The following is a 21619-nucleotide window of genomic DNA, read 5'->3' as shown; positions in this document are numbered from 1 at the left end:
TTTTAAGAAAAATCCTAGACAAAATAAGGCGTCTTTTTAACGAAATTTGTTTGCTAAAGCCTAGCGCTATATCAACAAAATAAGTTCTGTATCAAAAAAATGCCCTATTCTTGCGAAATAGGGCATAAGTTTGGTTAACGGGCCATCTGAGGCGCGAATTGATTAGCGGCTCACCCCAGTGATGTCTTTGCTTTCAGCGCCGCAGGCTGCGCCAACCATTCGTGACCACGCAGCATCAAATCGAAGTAGATTGACGGCATCATATGCACTTTTAAATGCCAAGCCAGGCGGCTGGGTTCAACGCCCAAAGGAAAGGTTGGCAGCAGTTTGCCGTTGTAACCATATTCGGCCAGCACTACTTTGCCGCGTTCAACAATGAGCGGACAAGAACCATAACCATCATATTCGACTTTAGCCGGTTCTCCGGCTAGCTGCGCTAGCAGATTAATTGCCACCACCGGCGCCTGTTTACGTACAGCAGCGGCCGTTTTTGAATTCGGCGATGAGATGCAATCACCCATACCAAAAATATCGGGATACCGCGTATGACGTAGCGTTTGATTATCGATATCAAACCAACCAGCCGCATTAGAAAGCGGACTGTTTTTGATAAACTCTGGTGCGCACTGCGGCGGGGTAATATGTAAGAAATCAAAGTCTTTCTCGATAACACTGCTATTTCCCTGTGCATCGATTTGTTGAAACTGTGCTTTACCGGCCGGGCCATCAACAGCAATCAAATTAGTTTTGAAGTTCACGTTGGCACGATAGCGTTCAACGTACTTCATCAGCGCAGGAATATAAGGCGCACAGCCGAATAAGGCGTCCCCCGCACTACAATATTCGACCTGAATGTTCTGCAGTACCTGCTGTTTCTGCCACCAGTCACAAGAAAGATACATCACTTTTTGCGGCGCACCGGCGCATTTTATCGGCAGCGGCGGTTGCGTAAAGATCGCCTTACCATGCTGCATTTTTTTCACATTTTCCCAGGTTTTGGCTGCAATATCGAACACGTAATTCGATACCACCCCGTTTTTTCCTAAGGTTTCCTTTGCCCCTTCAATCGCATCCCAGTTAAACACCAGCCCCGGACAGACCACCAACGCTTTATAGTTCACCCGGCGCAGGTCTTGCAATATGACCTGTTGCTGCTCAGGCGCAAACTCGCTCACCGCCGCTTGTATCCACTCCGCCTTGGCGGGGATGCAGTCGCGCATATTACGCTCGGTCTTCTGCGGCGTAAAAATACCGGCCCCCACTAATGTCCATCCAGGCTGGTAATAATGTTTGTCTTTTGGCTCGATCACCGCAATACGCAATCCCGGTGAGCGCTTGAGTAAACTGGCAGAAACGGCACATCCTGCCGCCCCGCCTCCAACGACGACAACATCATAAAACGCATCATTATTCGGTGTACGATTGTTATTCAGGTTGTCCATGATCTGTCCGTTTTATTTATAAGGTATTCAGGGGGATCGACAAATAGCGGATGCCATTACTTGCAGGTTCTGGCAACTCGCCCGCCCGGATATTCAGTTGAACTGATGGGATAATTAGCGCCGGTACCTTGAGCGTCGCATCGCGAGCAAGGCGCATTGCAACAAACTCATCTTCGCTTATCCCCTGATGTATTTGAATGTTGCCTGTCCGCTGGGCATAAACCGTGGTTTCATTACAGAACTCATCTCGGCCCGGCGCCTTGTAGTCATGACACATAAATAGCTGCGTATGATCGGGTAAAGCAAACAATTTTTGAATCGACCGATACAGCATACTGGCATCCCCGCCAGGGAAATCACAACGCGCGGTACCATAATCAGGCATAAACAGGGTGTCGCCGACAAAAGCCACATTGCCAATAACATAAGTCATACAGGCTGGCGTATGGCCAGGCGTGTGAATGACCTCCACTGATAAATTGCCAATGTTAAAAGTCTCACCATCGGCAAGCAGACGGTCAAAATGATGTGGCCCCACCGTTTGATTAAACAGCGGACCAAACACTTCCTGCACCTGTTTGATATGTTCACCGATGGCTATCTCACCGCCGCATACTGATTTGATGTAATGCGAAGCCGAAATATGATCGGCATGAACATGAGTTTCCAGCAGCCACTCAAGCTTAAGATTATGCTGGGCAATATAAGCGATAAGCTTATCGGCACTGCCGGTGGAGGTGTTTCCTGATTGATGGTCGTAATCGAGTACTGAGTCAATAATCGCACAAGACTGGCTGGCGGGATCGCTGACAATATAGCTATAGGTACAGGATTTTTCGTCGAAAAACGTTTCAATGCTGGGGTTCATAAAGATTCCTTTCAAATGACATTGTTTCGCCGTTGGGTGACTAAGTCTACGCTTTACCGCCTTAGCATAAAATAAGATAAGGGCATGATGAGAACGTAAACGTGCTGATTTTGTATATTATTAATACAAATTTTGCTATCAGAGGATTTCCAGCGGAACAACGATAACACCGAAATTAAATCTATTTAATATCAATCAATTAGATGAGCAACCTGTAATAAATACGCCCCTTTTTCCTCCCTTCACAAAATAGTGCATGGTTGCCTGCTAAGTGTGCAACATCCCTTTTCTCGAGATATCCGATACCCCATCACCTCTGCAAATTATTACCCACCCGCGAGGTATTTTAAGCTTATCCATCTTGTATCCAAGTCAGTATTCATCGGCCTTCAGGCTAACCGTTCACCTCACACTCATCGCGTTGTTATCGAAATTGGCCTGCTTTATGCATTGACCGCTTTATATGCCCTGCTGATATCCAGTACTCGGTAATTTGAGGATTGAACGACCATGAAAGACATTCTCGATATTGATGCACATATTTTGGCGCGCTTGATTCAGCAGCGGGAGCTGTCGGCGCTGGAAGTGACGTCAGCGTCAATCGAACGGATGCAGCAGCTTGAGCCGAGCTTACATGCTTTTTGTACGCCAACGGTCGAATTGGCGCGGCAACAAGCCAATGCCGTGGATAAGAAAATAGCCAACGGCGAAAGCGTTGGGCCACTGGCCGGTGTCCCGATCGCAGTCAAAGATTTAATCGCCACTGCCGGTGTAAAAACCACATCAGGCTCATTTATCTACGAAAACTTTATCCCGGATGAAGATGACATCGTCGTCGAACGCGTCAAACAAGCCGGCGCAATTATTCTGGGAAAAACCACCGCGCCCGAATTTGGCTACAGCGGCGTTGGCCACAATCCACTGTTCACCTCACCGCGTAACCCTTGGGATCTGACCATGACACCCGGCGGCTCCAGCGCCGGCTCTGGCGTGGCGCTGGCCGCCCGCATGTGCCCATTAGCCTTGGGCAGCGATGGCGGTGGCTCGGTACGTATTCCGGCCGCACATTGCGGTGTGTATGGCCTGAAAGCCTCAATGGGTCGGGTGCCGCTCTATCCTGGCTGCCGCGACGAACGCTATCCCGGCGTCTCCAGTTGGGAATCGCTGGAACACATCGGGCCGATGACCCGCAGCGTGACCGACGCAGCGCTGTTGATGTCAGTGATTGCTGGCCCCGATGCCCGCGATCGCCATTCGATTCCTGCGGGCGATGTGAATTGGTTAGAGGCGCTAAAACGCGATATCAAAGGGCTGCGCATTGCCTACAGCCCAGATTTAGGATTTGCCGCCGTTGACCCGGAAGTCCGCGACATCGTGAAACAAGCGGCCAGTGTTTTCGAACGTGATTTAGGCTGTCACGTTGAATTGGCTAATCCGGGCTTTGGCGATACGCGCCAGACCTTTATGGCATTGGTCGCGATGGATACCGATTTAGTCGGCATGCGTCAGTTTTTGCCTGAGTTTGGCCACAAAATGTCACCGCATCTGGTCGAGATGCTCAAACGCCAGTGGACCGCAGAAGACTTTACTAATGCCATTACCGCTCGCAAAGCGATGGCCAATTGCATGGCGCGCTTCATGCAAAACTACGATTTGCTGCTGACCCCAACGCTGGCGACACCGCCGTTCCCGCTGTACATGCAAGGCCCGGAAATCATTGATGGCCGCATGGTAGCCAGCAACGAGTGGCTCAATTTCTGTTTCCCTTTCAATTTTACCGGTCAACCGGCGGCATCCATTCCTGCTGGCTTTACCCAATCTGGACTCCCCGTCGGTTTACAACTGGTGGGACGGCACTTGGACGATGCCACCGTACTGGCCGCCAGCGCGGCATTTGAACAGGCACAACCTTGGATCAACCGTAAACCCGGCGTCCTTTTATAGCCAGTAGCGAATATAGCCAATAGCGAATAAAGAGCGAGTGCAGCCAGTCATCTGCAACGCGATATGACTGACATTTTTTTGATTTTTTGCCTTTAACACCAGGAACGACATCATGAAAACAGATAACAAAAGCACATCGAGTAATCGGCTAGAGCAAGAGTTCGAACACGGCCCGGTTCCGCTATCGCATCGCCATTCCACCCGTTCGGTGGCCGCCGTCTGGTTCGGTTTTCCGATGATCCTCACTAACGCATTATTTGGCGGCATCATTACCTGGAACCTCGGTTTCTGGCCGGCTATCTACGCTATCCTGCTGGGTAATTTGGTGCTGTTTGGCTATGTCGGCTCACTCAGCTATTTCGCCGGTTCAACGGGTTTGAACTTTGCGTTGCAAGCCAAAAAAACCTTCGGCAACAAAGGCTATATTTGGGTATCTGGTTTTCTTTCTACGGTCGTTATTGGCTGGTATGCCTTCCAGACCGGTTTAACCGGTACCGTTATCCACCAGACTTTTGGTTGGAGTGAACTTGGCGTCAGCGCCTTTGCGATGGTGTTATATATCTTTATCACCTTCCTTGGTGTACGTGCACTCTCGGTACTGGGCATGATTGCCGCCCCAATGTACGTGGTGCTGGGTTTCGTCGCGCTGTGGTTTATTTCAGACAGCCATGATTTGAGCCAGATTGGTCATTGGCATGGCACCGCGGTAGCAGGCGGCATGACAATGGGTACCGCTGTCACTATGGTTATCGCCGGCTTCGCCGATTCCGGCACCATGACTGCCGATTTCACCCGCTGGTCAAAAGACGGTAAATCTGCTGTTGTCGCGGCGTTTTCAGCCTTCCCGCTGGCTAACGTGATTTCTTATCTGTTCGGTGTGGTAATTGTCGCAGCGGGTGCCGCTATTGATCCGGCCAACAATGGCGGTAACTTCCTGTCGTTATTAATGGGCCACGGTGAGTTGCTGGAAATCCTGGCCTTTGTTTTTGTCTTTATTAATCTGGGTTCGGTTTGTACCCACTGCCTGTACAACGGTGCAATTGGTTTCAGCCATCTTTTTGGTAGCAAAATGCGCCTGTGGACCATTATTCTCGGGGTAATTGGCGGTATTTTAGCGTTGATTGGCGTCTGGCATTACTTCTTGACCTGGCTGAGCCTGCTGGGCGTGGCGGTACCGCCATTCGGTGCAGTGATGATTGTGGATCTGATCCTGCTGGGTAAATACAGCAGCACGCGCCAGGAAAGCAGCATCCGCGCCAGCGCGTTTATCGCTTGGGCTATTGGCACCTGTTGTGCAACCGTCGCCCATATCTGGTTCCCAGATGCTGGCGAAGCGATTATTGGACTGTTTGCCGGGGCGATCGCTTACTACGCCATCGCCCAGTTGAGTACCAAGCAAGCCGTTGCCGTATTAGAGGGTAAATAAATGACCACATTAAGCATTAACGCACAGCCTTATCACTGGCCGTTTGATAACTCATTATCCCCTGCCAATACTGCGCTGCTGATCATTGATATGCAGACAGATTTTTGTGGCAAAGGCGGTTATGTCGATAGCATGGGCTACGATATTGCGCTAACTCGTGCCCCTATCGAGCCTATTTCTCGCGTATTGGCTGCGATGCGCGAGCAGGGTTACACCATTATTCACACCCGCGAAGGCCATCGGCATAATCTGGTCGACTTGCCTGCCAATAAGCTCTGGCGCTCCAAACAGATTGGTGCCGAAATTGGCTCAAGCGGCCCCTGTGGACGCATTCTGGTGCGCGGCGAACCGGGCTGGGAAATCATCCCCGAACTGGCCCCGCTGGATAACGAAGTAATTATCGACAAACCCGGCAAAGGCTCGTTCTACGCCACCGATCTAGAGCTGATATTGCACTCGCGCAGCATCGATAATCTAATTATCACCGGTATCACCACCGACGTTTGCGTACACACCACGTTGCGCGAAGCCAACGATCGCGGCTTTGAATGTCTGGTGCTGGCAGATTGCTGCGCTGCTACGGATAAAAAGCATCACGACGCCGCGCTGAGCATGATCAAAATGCAAGGCGGCGTCTTTGGCGCGGTGTCCGATTCAGCGACGTTACTGGCGGGATTAGCGCGGGCGTAATCTCATACAACGCTGAATAAGATAACACCCCACCTGTTTGGCATAACCCACTGCGGCTAGTTATACGTCATCGTAAAAGTAGCCGTGGCGTTAGCCCGGCCGCTGGTCACTTTACTCGCGGTCTGGTAATAACGCCCGACCAGTGGGATGTTGTAAACCCCGCTACCAGCAGTGCCCACGGTAATCATACTGCCAAAGGTCACTGGGTTGTTGTTATACAACACTTGAACCCCAACGCCGGTTGCCACCTTTTCTGTCCCTGACGGTGAAAGCGCGATCACGCCTTTGATTCCAGACGGGTCAGCGGTGGCATCCAGTGTTACCTTAACTCTCGTATTGGCATTACAGTTAAGCGGAATAGTAAAGGCTTCGTTTTTGGTTGTGCTGCCCACGCCGGTAAAGTCAGTAGTCATCTTTTGGCCGAGCGGCACCGAAATCGATGTATTGGTCACGGTGCAAGCCGCAGCGACAATGGTCGCGTTACTTAAGGTCATGGTATAAAAATATAAACGTGGTGAGGTATTCATAAAACCACGCGAAAGCGTGCCAGGTGTGATTGCCCCTGATCCAATCGTGTTCGATGAAGTTTTGACTAGCTGTACGGTTTTTGCGCTACCAATCCAAAGTGACGCGGCAGGTGGCACCGTGAGGTTCCCCCAATAGGGTAGCGGTCTTCTAACATCTCCCCCTGCGCTCGTGCTGTACATACGAATACCCACTCCAGGAATGTTAGTATCATACACATCATTACCGTAAGCACTTAAGGTAGCGAACCTAAATTCATTCAAATCGTAGCGCCAGGTACCGTTAGTACAGTTTACCTTTTGAGCATCCGTTCCTCGTGCGAAAACACGTTCCGCCAGTACGGTACCCGCCGGGGTGTCGCGCTGGACGGTAATGCTGCCGAAACTAAAAGTAGAACGCTGCTCACTGGCACCTGCATTAAATGAACAGGCAGCCAACGCTGTGTTAGAAAACCCAGCACCCGCGCACAGTAGTCCGCCGAGCAGTAACAGTTTTTGCTTGGTTGCTTTCATCATGTTCATCATTTATTCCTCACTGGCAAAGGCCACTCAGTTCACGCACTGGTGAAGTAGCGCTGGCTTTCGGCAGAGTAAAGGCCACGAAACATTGCTGAGCCGAATCGTTACCCCACTGCACTTGTAACTTGCCGCTGTCCGGCATACCGCTGATGTACAACTGTCCATCGGGGCCAACGATGCCGGTATTTTCCTTTTCACCCTTCGCCTGTACCAACGTGGCCATCGCGCCAAACGGCACCACTTTGCCCTGATAGGTCAGGTTGATCAGCACACGACTGCCGGTTTGCGTTTTGAAATCGGCCAGTACCAACGCGCCTTTGGTTGGCACAACGTTAATCACGGTGTCATCAATATCGACCTGAGCAGGAAGGGTTTCGGTATCTAACGCAATGCGGTTTTGACGATAACTGCTGATGTAAGGCACCACCGCGTAACCGCGCCAGTCGGTTGAGACACCGGTCTGGTTCATCACGTTTACATTGTTTGCGCCGGGAGCTCGTACCAACGCCAGACTTTCACCTAAAGATTGCGAGAGCGTGACGCCATAAGGGTGAGCCACAATACCGCCTTCAACGCCGTAATTAATCTGACGGGTGTCTTGGGTGTAGTTATAACCGCCACGCACTTCACCATAAGTCCCGCGATAGTCGGCGCTGACCGTGCCGCTCGCACCTTGGCCGCGATTCTCATAACCCTGCTGAATGTTGTAATTGAGATTATGACCTTCAAGCGCCGTACCGCTAAGTGCCACTTCCTGACGCGTGCTGCCTTTGCGGCTGGTATTGATGCCATAGCTGGCCCAACTGTGTGGCAGCCATTTATCCAACGGTATCTGTACCGAGAAGGCAAATTGCTGATCGTTAAGATTGTCGCCCGGCAGCTTGTTTAGGGTGTAGCTAAGGGCGTAAGAGATATCGTTGTGAGTAAAGTTATAGCCTGCGCTGAAATTACGTTCGTAGCCTTCATAGCCCCAATAGTCTTGCTGATACGCCGTGAGATAAACACTGCCGTAATCTTTCAGCGACTGGTTGATATTGAGCTGCATACGGCTGCGCTTGTTATGATTACGTCGCCAAATGCCCCCTTCTGTGGCATCGAGTTCATTCGCTTCCTGGAAATCGTAAAAACCACTGGTCGAGTAACGATAGCCTGCAAGTGTAAAAGTGGTATTGGTGGTTTCTACATCTTTACCGTATTGGAAACGGAACGATTGCCCGCTGTGATTACTGCCATCCTGCAAATGGGTGCGGGCGTGAGTAATATCCATCGACAGAGAACCAAAATCGCCGAACCCGTGGCCGACGCCGACAGCCTGTGAATTATAATTATCGGATAACAAGCCGCCGCCATAGAGGGTGTAATCGTAAGGCAAGCCATAGATAAGCGTTGTCTGGCCAAAGGTAGGCGTGTTGGCATTTGGCGTAACAGTACGGTACTTACCCGCAGTGGCCGAGTATTTCAGTCGGCCTTCACGTAACATCACCGGTACAGCGGAGAAAGGCTGAATAAAACGCCGCTCTGAGCCATTAGCTTCGGTCACTGTTACCTCAAGGTCGCCGCTGGCCGAGGTGGGATATAAATCGGTAATAGCAAAAGGGCCGGGCGGGACATAAGTCTGATAGATGATGTAACCGTTCTGACGCACGGTAACCTGCGCATTGCTACGCGCAATGCCACGTACCACCGGCGCAAAGCCTCTCAGGCTATCCGGGTACATATTGTCATCTGAGGCTAATTGCACGCCTCGATATTGCAAACTATCGAATACCTCTCCCGGTGTCGCACTATCGCCCAGCGTAAATTGTCCCTTAAGGGCTTGAATATCGCGTTGCAGATAGCTGTTAACATTCTGCCAATTACGTTTGCCGTTACTTTCGTTCCAGGTTGAGTAATTGCGTAAACGCCAGGCACCTAAATTAGCGCCACTACGTAGGTTGAGATAACGAGAACTGTCGCTTTCGCCACGTTGGCTCTGCCAAGTGTTTGCGCCGCTAAAACTATAATTCATCATCAGCGCGGGTACGCCCTGATCCCAAAGTTGCGGGTCGACATAACCGCGAGCCTCGCTAGTTAACGCCGCCTGGGGAATATTAAGATCCAAGCGCTGAGCGCTAAAATCAAATTGGCTTTCAACACCAGGAATATACTTGGCAACATTGCTGATCGGCGTATCCGCGGGTAGCTGTTGCAACCCCGTAAATGCCGCAACCTTAACCCCCATATCGCCCAATTGCCCCGGGGTAAACTCCGGCAGCAACTTGCCGTCGCTATCAACGAAGTTCACCTTGCGGGTATCCACTTTATTGCCGTTCAAATAAACATCAACCAGATAGGTACCCGGCAGTTGTCCACCACTTATCGCAAAACGTTCAGTATCGACACCCGCTTCACTGCCATTAAGTTCTAGCGCCAGGGGATTAAAATAATCCTCTGCGTGAGCCATTTGCAGGGTAGCGACTACCCCCAATGCCAGCAGTGACAGGACAAAAGGAAAGCGGTGTGACGATGACACGTTGTCGTTCTCAGTATCTGCTTTGGCGAAGCAAAGCGTCTTCCGGTATCGATGATCACAGGACATAAAATACTCCCTTCCGAAGGCTGCCTACAGAGCAGCTCAGGTCATAGCGATAAGGTAAAAGGGGAATAAACGAGTGATGCAGAGCCAGTTACTGCGGGGTGCTGGCTTCTTCAGTAATGCCGCCGAAATCGTTGATAGCGGTCCAACTCACCTTGCCGCTAGCGCCTGCAGGTAAGGTCCAGCTCAAAGATCCCATCGGAGCGAGTGTTCCAGAGTCCTTAATATCAACGTCTTGACCACCCACCTTAACCGTTTGAAATGACACGTAAAAAGGGGTTGGGTTCGTCACCTGAAGTTTGCCGCCTTGACGCGAGAAACTCAGCGATTTCCAGGCTTCGTTAGCATTGCCTTTCAGCCCTTCGGGGCGGTAAATCAACTTCAGGCGCGCTTTGACTGAAACAAGCAGCTGGTTATCGTCGGATTTTTTGCCTGATGGGATAGATTTAATGCTCAACCAGTAGATCGATTCCCGATCGGTCGGCAGATTGCCGCCAGTACGCACAATGCGCAGAATATTTTCTTTCCCCGCATCGAGGCGGAACAACGGCGGAGTCACAATAAACGGCGGTTTACTGGTATCCGCCGCGTTGAAGTTTTCCACCCAGTTTTGCATCAGGTACGGTGCGGCTTTCTCAGGGTTTTTTACCGAAATAGAGGCTTCCTTGCGCGCGCCGTCATATACCACACGCGTTCCGCCAATAATCACGCCAGCCGTTGCCGGTAAAGTGATGGCCATCAGCACAAAGGCTGCTAAAAATGAAGTTAATCTTGAAGGCACGTTGTGCTCCTATCGATTCAAAACGATAGCGTTCCAGTCCAAAAGCGCAGCTTCCTTGCTGCCTTGGAAAAACACCCTGTCTGGATAAACTCACTGTTTACAACAGCGATATTGCTATCGATAAAACGTTGATTTTACGGATAGCTAATAGTGAAGTTGGTTGCGGCGTTAGCAGGACCGGAGGTCACACCTGCAGCAGTAGCGACATACTTAGCAATGAAGTTCAAAGTAGTATCAGCAGTGCTAGACACCGGCTTGCTGGCAGATTTGGTTGCGATTGGGATCAGCGTCGATGCGTCCTGCTCATAGATACCGACCGCCACGTGAGCTGCATTGCCAGTGGCAGAAGTAAGCGCCAACAAGTTGCTGTTGACAGAATCGATTGGACCATCAAAGCGTACTGAGGCGTTGGTTACCGTCGTTGGGCAGCTTTGCAGCACGATGCTGAATTTAGTCGGTGCTGCCGTGTCGCCTGCAGCAGCAAAAGCCGTTTTACTCACCGTGCCAAGATCGACGGTCTGGTTTTTAGTCGCCGTAGAAACGGTACAGGCGGTATCAGTGATAGTACCGGTAAAGTTGATAGTACCGTCGGCAGCCTGAGCAACGGAAGTAAACGCAGAACCGGCTACGATAGCTAGGGCAATAATTTTCTTATTCATCACATTTGTCTCACTTATTTCATGGGAGTGTAAGAAAGATGACCGACAGATGACGTATTAATAATATCCGACCGCCGGTAATACTTTCGTTTACTTACTGCTTATTAATAAAAATGATGTAATCATCCTGAATAAATCAGGTTTTATTTCTTCCATGCCGTGAGGCGATAAAATAAATAGCCATTGATTTAAAGACTATATTCAATGTATTTTCACATCACTAAAACCGTATTATCTCGAACCTCTCTAGGTTCTGATTGAAATATAATATTGGAAGGAATAATACGGAATAGGACTTCTCCCCCAGGCATGTAGGGACTGGACTACAGATGACTTGCCATTACAAAAACAATGTAGTCAATTTTAAAAAGACTTTATTTTCCATCCAGTTATATAAGATGAAAATTTCTTAAATAATATCCACCACTAAAATAAATATTATTTTTCACCTAAACATAAATGTACGGTGCAATTGCCATTGCACACTGTTGTTCGATCCAACTTTCAAACGCTTTCAACGCTGTCGTTCTTGGGCGCGATTTCAAATATGTCAGCCAGTAACTACCAGCATCTACTTCTTCACTAAACGGACGAATCAATACTCCAGCTTGCAATTCCCGTTCAAACATTACCGCGGGTGCTAACGCGACACCGCCGCATTGCACGGCACTTTCCACCATTAAACGTGATGAGTCGAATATCGGACCACAAATGCGCCACGGCTCAACCTTAGCGGCTTGTAGCCACTGCTCCCATTCATCTTTGCGAAAGGTACGCATCAGTTTGTGATATTTAAGATCGGCTGGCGTTTGCAGTTGCCGGGCGATATCTGGCGGGCATAGCACCGTCATTGGCGCGTCGAATAATTTTATATTATGAGTCGCCGGCCACTGTCCATCGCCAAAGCGAATGGCAATATCTGTGCCGTCTGCCGCCAGATTGACCAGATTGTTATGGGTTGAGAGCCGCAGATCGATAAACGGATGGGCTTCACGGAACAAGGCTAATCTTGGCATCAACCACCCTACGGCGAACGTCCCGACTGCTGCCACCGTTAGCACTTCGTGAAAATGACCATCTTCAAATTGCTGTAGTACGCCGCTGATACGCCCGAATGCCTCGGTTAATACCGGAAACAGTGCCAGTCCTTCTTCAGTAAGATCTAAGCCGCGTGGTAAACGCTTAAACAACTGGATACCTAATTGATCCTCCAGCATACGTACCTGCTGGCTGACCGCCGCTTGTGTAACGCTCAACTCCAACCCTGCACGAGTAAAACTCAAATGACGAGCCGAGGATTCAAACGCGCGTAATGCATTAAGCGGGAGTTTATTCGCCAGCACCTTAGCCATAAGATTATCTTTACCCTACCTAAAATTCTTGTCGCTTGTCAGACAACGATGAATGGTTAAAAATCATCCGAGAAAATAATGTATTTATTTTCATTGTTCGATTTTTATATTTTACCTAATCAATACCTGACGAGTTCATAATGAAAAAATACCCACTACTTGCACTAAGCCTGCTTCCTCTGACCCTATTAAGCGCATCGGTGAGCTTTGCCGCCGATGTAACTGCAAATAAAGCGCCGCTTGATAAAAACGAGGTCGATCAAATTATTGGGCCGTTAATGAAGAAATTTGGCGTACCCGGTATGACTGTCGCCATCTCGCAAAACGGCAAACATACTTTCTATAACTACGGTGTTGCGTCCAAGCAGACCAAGGCACCGGTGACCAACACCACCTTGTTCGAGATTGGCTCATTAAGTAAAACCTTCACCGCTACGCTGGCCGCTTATGCCAACAACGAAGGCAAACTCTCTTTTTCCGATCCGGCTAGCAAATACTTACCGTCGCTCAAAGGCTCGCAGTTTGATCACGTCAGCCTGCTCAATCTGGCGACGCATACCTCCGGCCTGCCGCTGTTTGTACCTGACGATGTGACCAATACTGAACAGTTGATGGCTTATTACAAAAACTGGCAGCCAAAACATCCGATTGGTAGCTACCGGGTTTATTCCAACCTCGGTATCGGCATGCTGGGAATGATCACCGCCCACAGCTTAAACGCTCCTTTTAGCGAGGCGATGGAAAAACAACTGCTGCCTGCGCTAGGCATGACCCGGACTTACGTCAATGTCCCTGCCGATCAGATGCATGATTACGCGCAGGGTTATAATAAAGATGACAAACCGGTGCGAGTAACACCCGGCCCGTTGGATGCCGAAGCGTACGGTTTAAAATCTAACTCGCTGGATTTGATCCGTTATCTTGATGCCAATATGCAGGTGAAAAAAATCGCTGCTCCTTGGCAAAAAGCGCTCGACGATACCCATACAGGCTATTACCACGCGGGCGTATTTACTCAAGATATGATGTGGGAAAACTATGCCTACCCACCTGAGCTAGCACAGTTGGTAACGGGTAACGCGGCGGGGATGATTCTGGATGGCATGCCAGCCACCGCTATCACTCCACCGACACCGGGCAGCGCGAATGCCTGGTATAACAAAACGGGGTCCACCGGTGGCTTCTCAACTTACGCCGTATTTATCCCATCACAAAAAGTCGCGGTGGTGATGCTCGCTAACAAGTGGTTCCCCAACGATGACCGGGTAACCGCCACCTATCAAATCCTCCACGCTCTGGAAAAATAAGTAAGAAATAAGACGAGAAAATGCCGCGTCAATTGCGGCATTTTCTTGCTGAATTATCGTCAATCAAAGCCATTATTTATCAGCAGTTATTATTGAAAAAGTACGGTATCGGTTGTCACTGACAACGGATGGATATCTAGCTTAATAGCAATCAGTTTCTTATGCAGAAACAGTCGATTTTCGACACCGAGCTTAGCCTCGATGTTATTGATATGCTGGCTCACTGTTTTATTACTAATAAATAACTTGGCGGCGATCTGCTGCGGAGTCATCTCTCTTGCCAGCATTTTTATCACACACCATTCACGACAGGTCAGCTTTCCAAAGCTCGTTAAAGGCATATTAGCCTCCCGAATCAGAACCTGGGAAACACCCTCTCCCCGTTGAAAAAACACAGGATGCGAGTTTTCGCACACTCTCTTTTTTGGACAGGACATCTTGCTGCCCTGTTACCGCAATTAATAGCTTGATGGAATCTTCATTCATTATCTGGGTGTAAATAATTAACTGGCAATAAGGCCAACGGCTATGAAACAAGCGAACAAACTCAATACAGTCAAAAATATCATCATCACAACTAAATAACTCCATCACCACTACATCAATGACATTATTTTGCAGGTTAGCCGTTAATTCACTAATCGTAGATGTTTCTATTACGTTAATGCCAGTAGAGTTAAAGTAAACCGACAAACCGTATTTTATATAAATATCACCATCCATTATTGCAATATTAAGCATATCCATTCTCCTGATAAAAAAATTGCCACAATATCGTGGCAAATATTCCCTGGTTTGGAACAGAAAGCGTTGCCAAGTGCAGCGCGATAGAACATGTCATCAGATGTCGCGCAGACTGACTAAATATTGAAATAAAACATCTATCGACCGGCGTATTGCTATTAAACGGCGTTTAGCCGCAAATAATAATCAGTGAAATCATCATGAGTTGTAGGTTATGGACTACAGCTTGTAGTCATTGCGAAAATAAAAAACATGCTTATATGACCTGCAAGTATTGCCCTACATGCAATGATGACTCATATGATTCTGTCTTAAGTACAGAACACGTTTAATCGATGACATGGATAACCCGTGTTTTAGCGTCTTCTCCATTTTTTGTATTTATTAAAAATCATCTAACTCTGCGTAACATAAGTGGCGTTCTCATGTTTGTATGCACCGGTTTTAGAGGGTTTTTATCAAAACTTTCAACTACGCCATCAAAAGAGTTGAGCCATTGACTGGCGTCCTTTTAATAAAACTTATCTAATAAGAGTCTTAATATATGAACGCTGCCAGAACAAACCATCGGCAAAACATTCAGCCGCCCAATCTGCGGCACGCTCCGCGACTTTGAGCCAGAGAGTAGAAACGTCACCGGACGTTTACCAGACATTAGGCACTGTTGATACTCGTGTGGGCAAAATTGTTGTGTCTTCGCAATTTAACGATAGGGCTCTACCAGATATCATCATTACAGAAAATGCCGATGCCGCAAGTGCCAATCCGGTACCTAACAATAGCGTCAGTTAGACAATGGATAACGGCACATTGTCTGGTGTAACAAGCACCTCGGATGCGAACAGCGAAGTGCGCAGGTTACTGAAACGGCTGCGGCCACAGGCAGTGGTAAGGTAAATATTACTGGATGCTATACAGTGATCATCCGACAACGATGGTAATAACAGCTCCCCATTTTTATTTTCACGGATTAAAAAAGAAAAATGGCGTGTTGTAACGCCATCATTTCTGCATAAAAATGCTTGTTTTAAAAAGAAATATTAGGAGTATTCGACAGCACTTGTAGGAACTGGACTACAATGGTTAATTCACCTTGTCCTGTGATGACTGGCTAATTAAGATACGAATAATCTTATGTTGGCTGTTTGTTTATTTTGACTGAACGGCCTGATATTTTTAATTTTGGAAGAATAATGAGCCGATTTCTAATCGTTGATGATCATCCTCTTGCCCGCACGGCGATACGTTTTCTATTAGAAAAAAATGGCCATGAGGTGGTGGGTGAAACTGCCGATGGTAATGAAGTGTTGCCTTTAATGGCGCAGCTTAAGCCGGATGTGTTAATTATCGACATTGATATTAATAATATCGACGGCCTTGAGGTGATTAATACATTACGCGACCAACGTAATTTCACCCCGGCTATCGTCATGAGCGGTAAGAATGCGGATTATTATGCCCAGCGCAGTGCCAGAGTGGGTGCCAACGGTTTTATCAGTAAGAAGAATAATCTGTCGGATTTAAATATTGCTATTGAAGCGGTAAAAAACGGTTATGGCTATTTTCCTTTAAGAAACAACAGCACCGAGTTATTGCAAGACAGTGCTGGAGACGCGGATCGAATTAAAAGCCTCTCTGCTCGCGAGTTTCAGGTATTGCAATATCTGGCGCAGGGTATGGAAGTGATCACCATCGCCACCCGAATGAAAATCAGCAATAAAACCATCAGTACCTATAAGAGCCGATTAATGGACAAACTGGGGCTGAAAACACGCACTGAATTACTCGACTTTGTGCGACGTAACCAGATTTCCTGACGTTATTCGTTACCAGGCGAACCTCTCATGTTAAGACACCTCTTTATCCTATTGCTGACGCTATCTACCTTGGTCAATGGTGCGGCTTACGCGGCAACTAGCCAGGCAGCGGAAACCGGCCAATCCTTAATGCTCTATAGCCGTCAAGCTCAACCGGATCTGACCTTTCATCTTTCAGGTGAAGACTGGAGATGGCTGGGGCTAAAAAAAGAGATCACCGTTGCTACCTGGGAGCCACAAAATCAGCCGATGGATATCGTGGTCGCGCCTGCGACGTTTGAAGGGATCTCTGCCGACTATCTGAATATCATCAGCCGCCAGCTTGGCGTACAGCCAAAAATATTGCGTTTTGATAGCCGGATGGCGGCGCTGATGGCCGTCTCCTCTGGCGAAGCTGATATGATGATTGACGACCATGGTTCACCAGATATAGACACTCAGCGTTATGCGGCCAGTCAAAGCTATCTGCCCAATCACCCTGCGCTGGTTGCCAAAGAAGCCAATGGCATGCATTTACCTCAGCCGGGTAAACCTTTTAGTCTGGTCGTTGCCAAGGATTACCTCTCAGATCAGCAGATCAAACAGTTGTATCCGCAGGCTGAAATCACTCGTTTCCCATCCAGCCAAAGCACCATCTCCGCGCTGGCTTATCGCCATTACGACTATATGCTCGGCAATATGGCCAACGTCAGCTTCTTTATCGATCGCAACTACAGCAACAGTCTGTCAGTGCTGTCGGTATCTCCGGCACTGGATGCCGGGGCACGTTTCATAATGCGTCGCGATGACGAAGTACTACTGCGTTCGGTCAATACCGTGCTGGCCGCGATGACGCCATTGCAGCAGGATGCCATCATTAACTCATGGTTTTTGGGCGCGGACTTTTTCTTTCTGCATCAGTCGGTACGCTTAAGCGAACCGGAACAAGCCTGGATCAAAGAACATCCGGTGGTGAAAGTGATCGCCAATCCATTCTACGCGCCGATCAGCATGCGCGACGCGAATGGCGGTTTTCATGGTATCAGCCTTGATGTGTTGCACCTGGTTTCATTACGTACCGGTATTCAATTTGAGATGGTCGCAGAGGACCATGTTGGCGGGATGACCGATGCCTTAACGTCACACCAGGGCGAGATGATCGCCGCCATGAGTTTTAGCCAATCGCGGGCCGATAAAATGACCTTTACCCGCCCCTATCTGTTCGCCCCTTTTGTGTTGGTGGTGCGCAATACACCCGAAGCGCCGAGCGAATTAGGCGGCACGATGCGCGTAGCGGTGGCACAGGATAATTTGGTACAGGAACAATACGCCAAAAAATACCCTAACATTCAGTGGATCGAAACCGCTAACGCCAGTCTGGCTATGAAACTGGTGCAAGAAGGCAAGGCTGATGCCGCCATCCACGTGCAGACCGGTGCCAGTTTTATGATTGACCGCTACTTCCCCGGTCAGTTAAAAATTGCCGCCCGCGTGGGTGATCAAACCGATACGGTCAGTTTTGCCGTCAGCAAAGATCAGCGTGAGCTAGAAAGTATTCTCAATAAGACGCTGGCCGATATTCCGCCACGCGCTTACGCCAAAATATTTAATAAGTGGCAAGGCAGCCCGGAAGTGCCGCTAGAAACCTGGAAGATGTACAGCACACAATATTATGTGATGTTCGCCTTGGCGGGCGTGCTGGTGCTCAGTACGTTGCTATGGGCCTTCTGGCTGCGTCGGGCGATGAAAGTGAAGCAGAAAGCGCAGGATGCATTGTTGTTGCAGCTTAACTTCCGCGATGCCTTGCTTAACGGTTCCCCGACACCGATTTATGTCATCGATCGTCATGGCAAGGTGATCAGCCAAAACCAAGCCTTTAATCATTTCTTTAAAGTAGTACCGCCAGAAAATATGGCGCTACCGCTATTTGATCAGCGACACCCGTTGTCGCCGCTGCTACCGACGTTGCAACCGTTATTACAACAAAGCGCGGGAGCAGAAGATCGGCCTCATCAACGTTTCACCTTATTTAACGGCACAGAGAACCGCATTATTGCGCACTGGACCAAGGTGTTTAATAACAAAAGAGGCAGCATCGATCGTTTGATTTGCGGCTGGCAGGATATTACCGCCCATGAAGCGCTGCTGTTGGAAGTCTCGGCAGAGAAAGACAATGCAGAGCAGGCCAGCAGGGCCAAAGGCAGTTTTCTGGCGACCATGAGCCACGAAATTCGCACGCCGGTAAGCGCCATTATTGGCCTGCTGGAGTTGGCAGAAAGCAGCCGCACCGCAGATACGCCGGACGGCGAAGCGCTACGATTAGCTTATACCTCGGCGCAGTCGTTAATTGAGTTGATTGGCGATGTATTAGATGTGGCAAAAATCGAATCCGGTAATCTGGATTTATCGCCACAATGGGTCCAGCCGGGGCAAGTGTGTGCTTCGGTGGTACATATCTTTGAAGGGTTGGTTAAACAGAAAGGTTTGGCCCTGAGCTGGCAGAACACACTGAGCAACGAGTTTGATGTTTGGCTCGACGCACAGCGGCTCAAGCAAGTGCTGAATAACTATTTAAGCAACGCGGTAAAGTTCACGACTCAGGGAACGGTCGGTATTCAACTTTCGGGCGAGCGCCTATCCGCCGACCGGGCAAAAATAGAGGTGATTATTCACGATACCGGCGTGGGTATCAGTGAGGAAGACCGCAGCAAGCTGTTTGTGCCGTTCAGTCAGTTGGAGGCGGGTAAAAAACAGATGGGCAGCGGCCTTGGGTTGGTGATCAGCGCCGAGATTATTCAGTTGATGGGCGGCAGTTACCAGTTTGATAGCGAGTCGGGCCGCGGTACACGGGTGATCGTCACGTTCGAGGTTCCCATTAGACCGGCAGCCAATCAACCTGACATCCTCAATCGAGATACCCAGAATGGTCAGCGTGCCTTACGCATTTTAATTGTCGATGATCACACCACCAACCGGCTGTTGCTGCGCCGTCAACTTGAAGCACTGGGTCATGAGGTGATTGAAGCCGTGAATGGTGAACTTGCCTATCAGCGCTGGCAGCAGGAACAGGTGGATTTGATTATTACCGATTGCCATATGCCAGTGATGGACGGTATCGCGCTGACGCGTGCCGTTCGCCAGACCGGTAGAGCGGTAGCCATTTGGGGGCTGACCGCCAATGCACAGGCGCAGGAGCGCGATGCCTGTCTGGCGGCTGGCATGGATGAATGTTTCTTTAAGCCGCTTCGTATGAAGCCGCTCAATGATGCACTAACGCGATTGGCAGCCGGGCTATTCACCGCACCGCCACTGGAGACATTGATTCATTTCGCCGAGGTGTATGAGTTGGCGATGAATAATGAAAGTCTGTTACAGCAGATGTTGCGCCAAACGCAGGAGGAGAACCGTCAGGATCTGGCGCTTGCCAGCGCCGCATTCGCCCATCGGGATTGGGCTGCCTTTACGGCGGTGGTGCATAAATTGAGTGGTGCCGCGCAGATTATTGGTGCTGAGAGTATTGGCGAGTTGGCGGGCATGATGGAGGATAATGTGCGGGATGCAATCGACGCGAGTGACGTGCCAGACGCAGATGAAATCGAGACGGATTTTGTGCAGTTGCAGCAGGAACTTGGAGAGTTGGATCAGGCGATTAGTGATTATCTGGCAGGAAAAGCGTCATTTTAAATAACTGGCTTGGTCAGTCATGTGGGAGATCGACGCTTCAATATCGAGATACACGGGTATCGTCCGCCTAGGGGCGCTCCGGCGGGCAAGCCGCTACGACAGTGATTAACTTGTGGGCGACAAGAATACGCTGTTAAGGTCAAGGAAGATATTTATGTTGGTGCTGTGCAAGTTCGGCCGCTTATGAATACATTGCAATATGTCAGCGTTGCCGAACGCGACCGGCAAGGGCTTTTCGGCGAAAGCCCCTGCACCCAACGCCTGCGCTTAGCTTATCGGGTCGGCTGAGACGGGCGTCCCTTCCCGGCTCAACCTAAATCCGCCGTCCTTGGCGGATTTCCCCTAGCCAACGCCATTCGCTTGGCCGACAAGATGCGCTATTGAAGGTCAACTGCCAGAACAAGGTCAACTGCCCGGATAAGGTCAACTGCCAGAACAGGGCTAATTGCCAGAATAAGATTAACGGTTGAATTCATATCACCGTCTGGAAGCGGAATAGCATTGCGCCCCTTTTATGTCGAGGCGCTGTTTTTATTTATACCCGTCATACTTGGCGTTGCTTCTGTGTTGGCTGCGCTCACTTACCCGAATCACTTACCAGAGTAAGCTCATCGGGATTCGTTCCCTTGCCGCCTTGAGGCAACGCCAATTATTTTGGGTATATTACGCCGTTTTGGGTAATAGCTTCTCTTTTAACATTAAGCCATGAATAATTTGCGCCAGCTCATGTTGGCTTGTATCTGACAGTTGATTGGCGGTTTTTAAACTGCGTTGTAACTCAGTATCTGCCGGTCTCATTTGCTCGGCGGTGACCACTAAACAGCCGTCCATAACGCGGACATTTAATTCCATACCGGTATTAAAACCGACCTCACGTAACCATTTGCCTTTAATTGTGATCTGCGGGTGCTGATAAGAATCTGGAACGTAACCCACAACACAATGACGCAACGCTTGGATGGGACGCGAAATAACATTACACTCAGCCTTAGCCATATTAACTACCTCGTTTAGTTGGTTTGGTTAGCGAAATTGAGGTGCTGCTAACACCTCAATTTCGCGCTAATTACCCCGCCGATACTATGCCGAAATAAATAAAAACTAAAACTACAAAAGAAATAGATGCGTACGCGCCCCGAAAAAATATATGCAACACATCATGCGTTGAATAAAAACCGCAAAACAACACCCAAAAATAAACAAATAACTAAAAATGGATATTTACACAAAGGAAAATAAAAAAGAGAGGAGCCATCCTTGGCGACTTAATCTACTCGCAAAAACCGTTCTCTACGCCAGTTGCAACAC

The 21619-nt window shown here is 49.1% G+C and carries 16 protein-coding genes; 6 read left to right on the top strand and 10 right to left on the bottom strand.

The window, feature by feature from the left end:
• Positions 1 to 170 precede the first annotated feature (170 nt).
• Both ACL9RG_RS04810 and ACL9RG_RS04805 read right to left on the bottom strand, forming a co-directional pair.
• Complete coding sequence (locus ACL9RG_RS04810) at positions 171 to 1442, bottom strand: NAD(P)/FAD-dependent oxidoreductase (RefSeq protein ID WP_422791453.1); 1272 nt, start codon at positions 1440 to 1442, stop codon at positions 171 to 173.
• 16 nt (positions 1443 to 1458) lie between these two features.
• A complete protein-coding gene (locus ACL9RG_RS04805; RefSeq protein WP_422791452.1) occupies positions 1459 to 2310 on the bottom strand; it encodes an MBL fold metallo-hydrolase in 852 nt (283 codons plus the stop codon).
• A 510-nt stretch (positions 2311 to 2820) separates the two neighbouring features.
• Between ACL9RG_RS04805 and ACL9RG_RS04800 the strand changes: the two genes are divergently transcribed.
• The 3 genes from ACL9RG_RS04800 (at position 2821) to ACL9RG_RS04790 (ending at position 6370) form a co-directional block, all read left to right on the top strand.
• Positions 2821 to 4254 (top strand): amidase, encoded by a 1434-nt coding sequence (locus ACL9RG_RS04800; RefSeq protein ID WP_422791451.1) that lies wholly within the window; start codon positions 2821 to 2823, stop codon positions 4252 to 4254.
• 112 nt (positions 4255 to 4366) lie between these two features.
• Positions 4367 to 5680: a purine-cytosine permease family protein gene (locus ACL9RG_RS04795; protein WP_422791450.1), complete on the top strand. Its 1314-nt coding sequence runs from the start codon at positions 4367 to 4369 to the stop codon at positions 5678 to 5680.
• Positions 5681 to 6370 (top strand): cysteine hydrolase family protein, encoded by a 690-nt coding sequence (locus ACL9RG_RS04790; RefSeq protein ID WP_422791449.1) that lies wholly within the window; start codon positions 5681 to 5683, stop codon positions 6368 to 6370.
• A 56-nt stretch (positions 6371 to 6426) separates the two neighbouring features.
• Here ACL9RG_RS04790 and ACL9RG_RS04785 read toward each other — a convergent pair whose 3' ends face one another.
• The 5 genes from ACL9RG_RS04785 to ACL9RG_RS04765 all read right to left on the bottom strand — a co-directional run bounded on the left by ACL9RG_RS04785 (position 6427) and on the right by ACL9RG_RS04765 (position 12780).
• A complete protein-coding gene (locus tag ACL9RG_RS04785; protein WP_422791448.1) occupies positions 6427 to 7410 on the bottom strand; it encodes a fimbrial protein in 984 nt (327 codons plus the stop codon).
• A 16-nt stretch (positions 7411 to 7426) separates the two neighbouring features.
• Positions 7427 to 9991, bottom strand: coding sequence for a fimbria/pilus outer membrane usher protein (locus ACL9RG_RS04780; RefSeq protein WP_422791447.1), 2565 nt, complete (start codon positions 9989 to 9991; stop codon positions 7427 to 7429).
• 88 nt (positions 9992 to 10079) lie between these two features.
• Positions 10080 to 10769: a fimbrial biogenesis chaperone gene (locus ACL9RG_RS04775; protein ID WP_422791446.1), complete on the bottom strand. Its 690-nt coding sequence runs from the start codon at positions 10767 to 10769 to the stop codon at positions 10080 to 10082.
• 134 nt (positions 10770 to 10903) lie between these two features.
• Positions 10904 to 11428, bottom strand: a complete 525-nt coding sequence (locus ACL9RG_RS04770; RefSeq protein ID WP_422791445.1) for a fimbrial protein — start codon at positions 11426 to 11428, stop codon at positions 10904 to 10906.
• Between the two features lie 449 nt (positions 11429 to 11877).
• Positions 11878 to 12780 (bottom strand): LysR substrate-binding domain-containing protein, encoded by a 903-nt coding sequence (locus tag ACL9RG_RS04765; protein WP_422791444.1) that lies wholly within the window; start codon positions 12778 to 12780, stop codon positions 11878 to 11880.
• 140 nt (positions 12781 to 12920) lie between these two features.
• Here ACL9RG_RS04765 and ampC point away from each other — a divergent pair, with 140 nt between their 5' ends.
• Entirely contained in the window at positions 12921 to 14087 is a 1167-nt protein-coding gene (gene ampC / locus ACL9RG_RS04760) for a class C beta-lactamase (RefSeq protein ID WP_422791443.1), read from the top strand.
• 89 nt (positions 14088 to 14176) lie between these two features.
• Here the strand turns inward: ampC and ACL9RG_RS04755 are convergent, their stop codons facing one another.
• Both ACL9RG_RS04755 and ACL9RG_RS04750 read right to left on the bottom strand, forming a co-directional pair.
• Entirely contained in the window at positions 14177 to 14428 is a 252-nt protein-coding gene (locus ACL9RG_RS04755; protein WP_422791442.1) for a helix-turn-helix domain-containing protein, read from the bottom strand.
• A 1-nt stretch (position 14429) separates the two neighbouring features.
• Complete coding sequence (locus ACL9RG_RS04750; protein ID WP_422791441.1) at positions 14430 to 14828, bottom strand: hypothetical protein; 399 nt, start codon at positions 14826 to 14828, stop codon at positions 14430 to 14432.
• A 1196-nt stretch (positions 14829 to 16024) separates the two neighbouring features.
• On the opposite strand from ACL9RG_RS04750, the gene ACL9RG_RS04745 reads away from it, so the two are divergent.
• Complete coding sequence (locus ACL9RG_RS04745) at positions 16025 to 16648, top strand: response regulator (RefSeq protein ID WP_422791440.1); 624 nt, start codon at positions 16025 to 16027, stop codon at positions 16646 to 16648.
• Positions 16649 to 16675: 27 nt separating this feature from the next.
• The gene (locus ACL9RG_RS04740) at positions 16676 to 20311 is read left to right on the top strand and encodes a transporter substrate-binding domain-containing protein (RefSeq protein WP_422791439.1); all 3636 of its coding nucleotides are present in this window, start codon (positions 16676 to 16678) and stop codon (positions 20309 to 20311) included.
• Between the two features lie 663 nt (positions 20312 to 20974).
• On the opposite strand, the gene ACL9RG_RS04735 is transcribed toward ACL9RG_RS04740, so the two are convergent.
• Positions 20975 to 21307: a SymE family type I addiction module toxin gene (locus ACL9RG_RS04735; RefSeq protein ID WP_422791438.1), complete on the bottom strand. Its 333-nt coding sequence runs from the start codon at positions 21305 to 21307 to the stop codon at positions 20975 to 20977.
• Between the last annotated feature and the right edge of the window lie 312 nt (positions 21308 to 21619).

The organism is Rouxiella sp. Mn2063 (genome assembly GCF_049319665.1).
GTDB lineage: Bacteria > Pseudomonadota > Gammaproteobacteria > Enterobacterales > Enterobacteriaceae > JBMOUD01.
The sequence above is the reverse complement of the archived record's forward strand: the minus strand, read 5'-3'. Positions and strand labels throughout refer to the sequence as shown.

Bases quoted from the DNA above. Each gene is read 5' to 3' on its own strand.
- ACL9RG_RS04805 (WP_422791452.1), bottom strand. From the start codon at position 2,310: ATGAACCCCAGCATTGAAACGTTTTTCGACGAAAAATCCTGTACCTAT.
- ACL9RG_RS04735 (WP_422791438.1), bottom strand. From the start codon at position 21,307: ATGGCTAAGGCTGAGTGTAATGTTATTTCGCGTCCCATCCAAGCGTTG.
- ACL9RG_RS04770 (WP_422791445.1), bottom strand. From the start codon at position 11,428: ATGAATAAGAAAATTATTGCCCTAGCTATCGTAGCCGGTTCTGCGTTT.
- ACL9RG_RS04810 (WP_422791453.1), bottom strand. From the start codon at position 1,442: ATGGACAACCTGAATAACAATCGTACACCGAATAATGATGCGTTTTAT.
- ACL9RG_RS04765 (WP_422791444.1), bottom strand. From the start codon at position 12,780: ATGGCTAAGGTGCTGGCGAATAAACTCCCGCTTAATGCATTACGCGCG.
- ACL9RG_RS04795 (WP_422791450.1), top strand. From the start codon at position 4,367: ATGAAAACAGATAACAAAAGCACATCGAGTAATCGGCTAGAGCAAGAG.
- ACL9RG_RS04755 (WP_422791442.1), bottom strand. From the start codon at position 14,428: ATGCCTTTAACGAGCTTTGGAAAGCTGACCTGTCGTGAATGGTGTGTG.
- ACL9RG_RS04740 (WP_422791439.1), top strand. From the start codon at position 16,676: ATGTTAAGACACCTCTTTATCCTATTGCTGACGCTATCTACCTTGGTC.
- ACL9RG_RS04790 (WP_422791449.1), top strand. From the start codon at position 5,681: ATGACCACATTAAGCATTAACGCACAGCCTTATCACTGGCCGTTTGAT.
- ACL9RG_RS04750 (WP_422791441.1), bottom strand. From the start codon at position 14,828: ATGCTTAATATTGCAATAATGGATGGTGATATTTATATAAAATACGGT.
- ACL9RG_RS04745 (WP_422791440.1), top strand. From the start codon at position 16,025: ATGAGCCGATTTCTAATCGTTGATGATCATCCTCTTGCCCGCACGGCG.
- ACL9RG_RS04785 (WP_422791448.1), bottom strand. From the start codon at position 7,410: ATGATGAAAGCAACCAAGCAAAAACTGTTACTGCTCGGCGGACTACTG.
- ACL9RG_RS04800 (WP_422791451.1), top strand. From the start codon at position 2,821: ATGAAAGACATTCTCGATATTGATGCACATATTTTGGCGCGCTTGATT.
- ACL9RG_RS04780 (WP_422791447.1), bottom strand. From the start codon at position 9,991: ATGTCCTGTGATCATCGATACCGGAAGACGCTTTGCTTCGCCAAAGCA.
- ampC (WP_422791443.1), top strand. From the start codon at position 12,921: ATGAAAAAATACCCACTACTTGCACTAAGCCTGCTTCCTCTGACCCTA.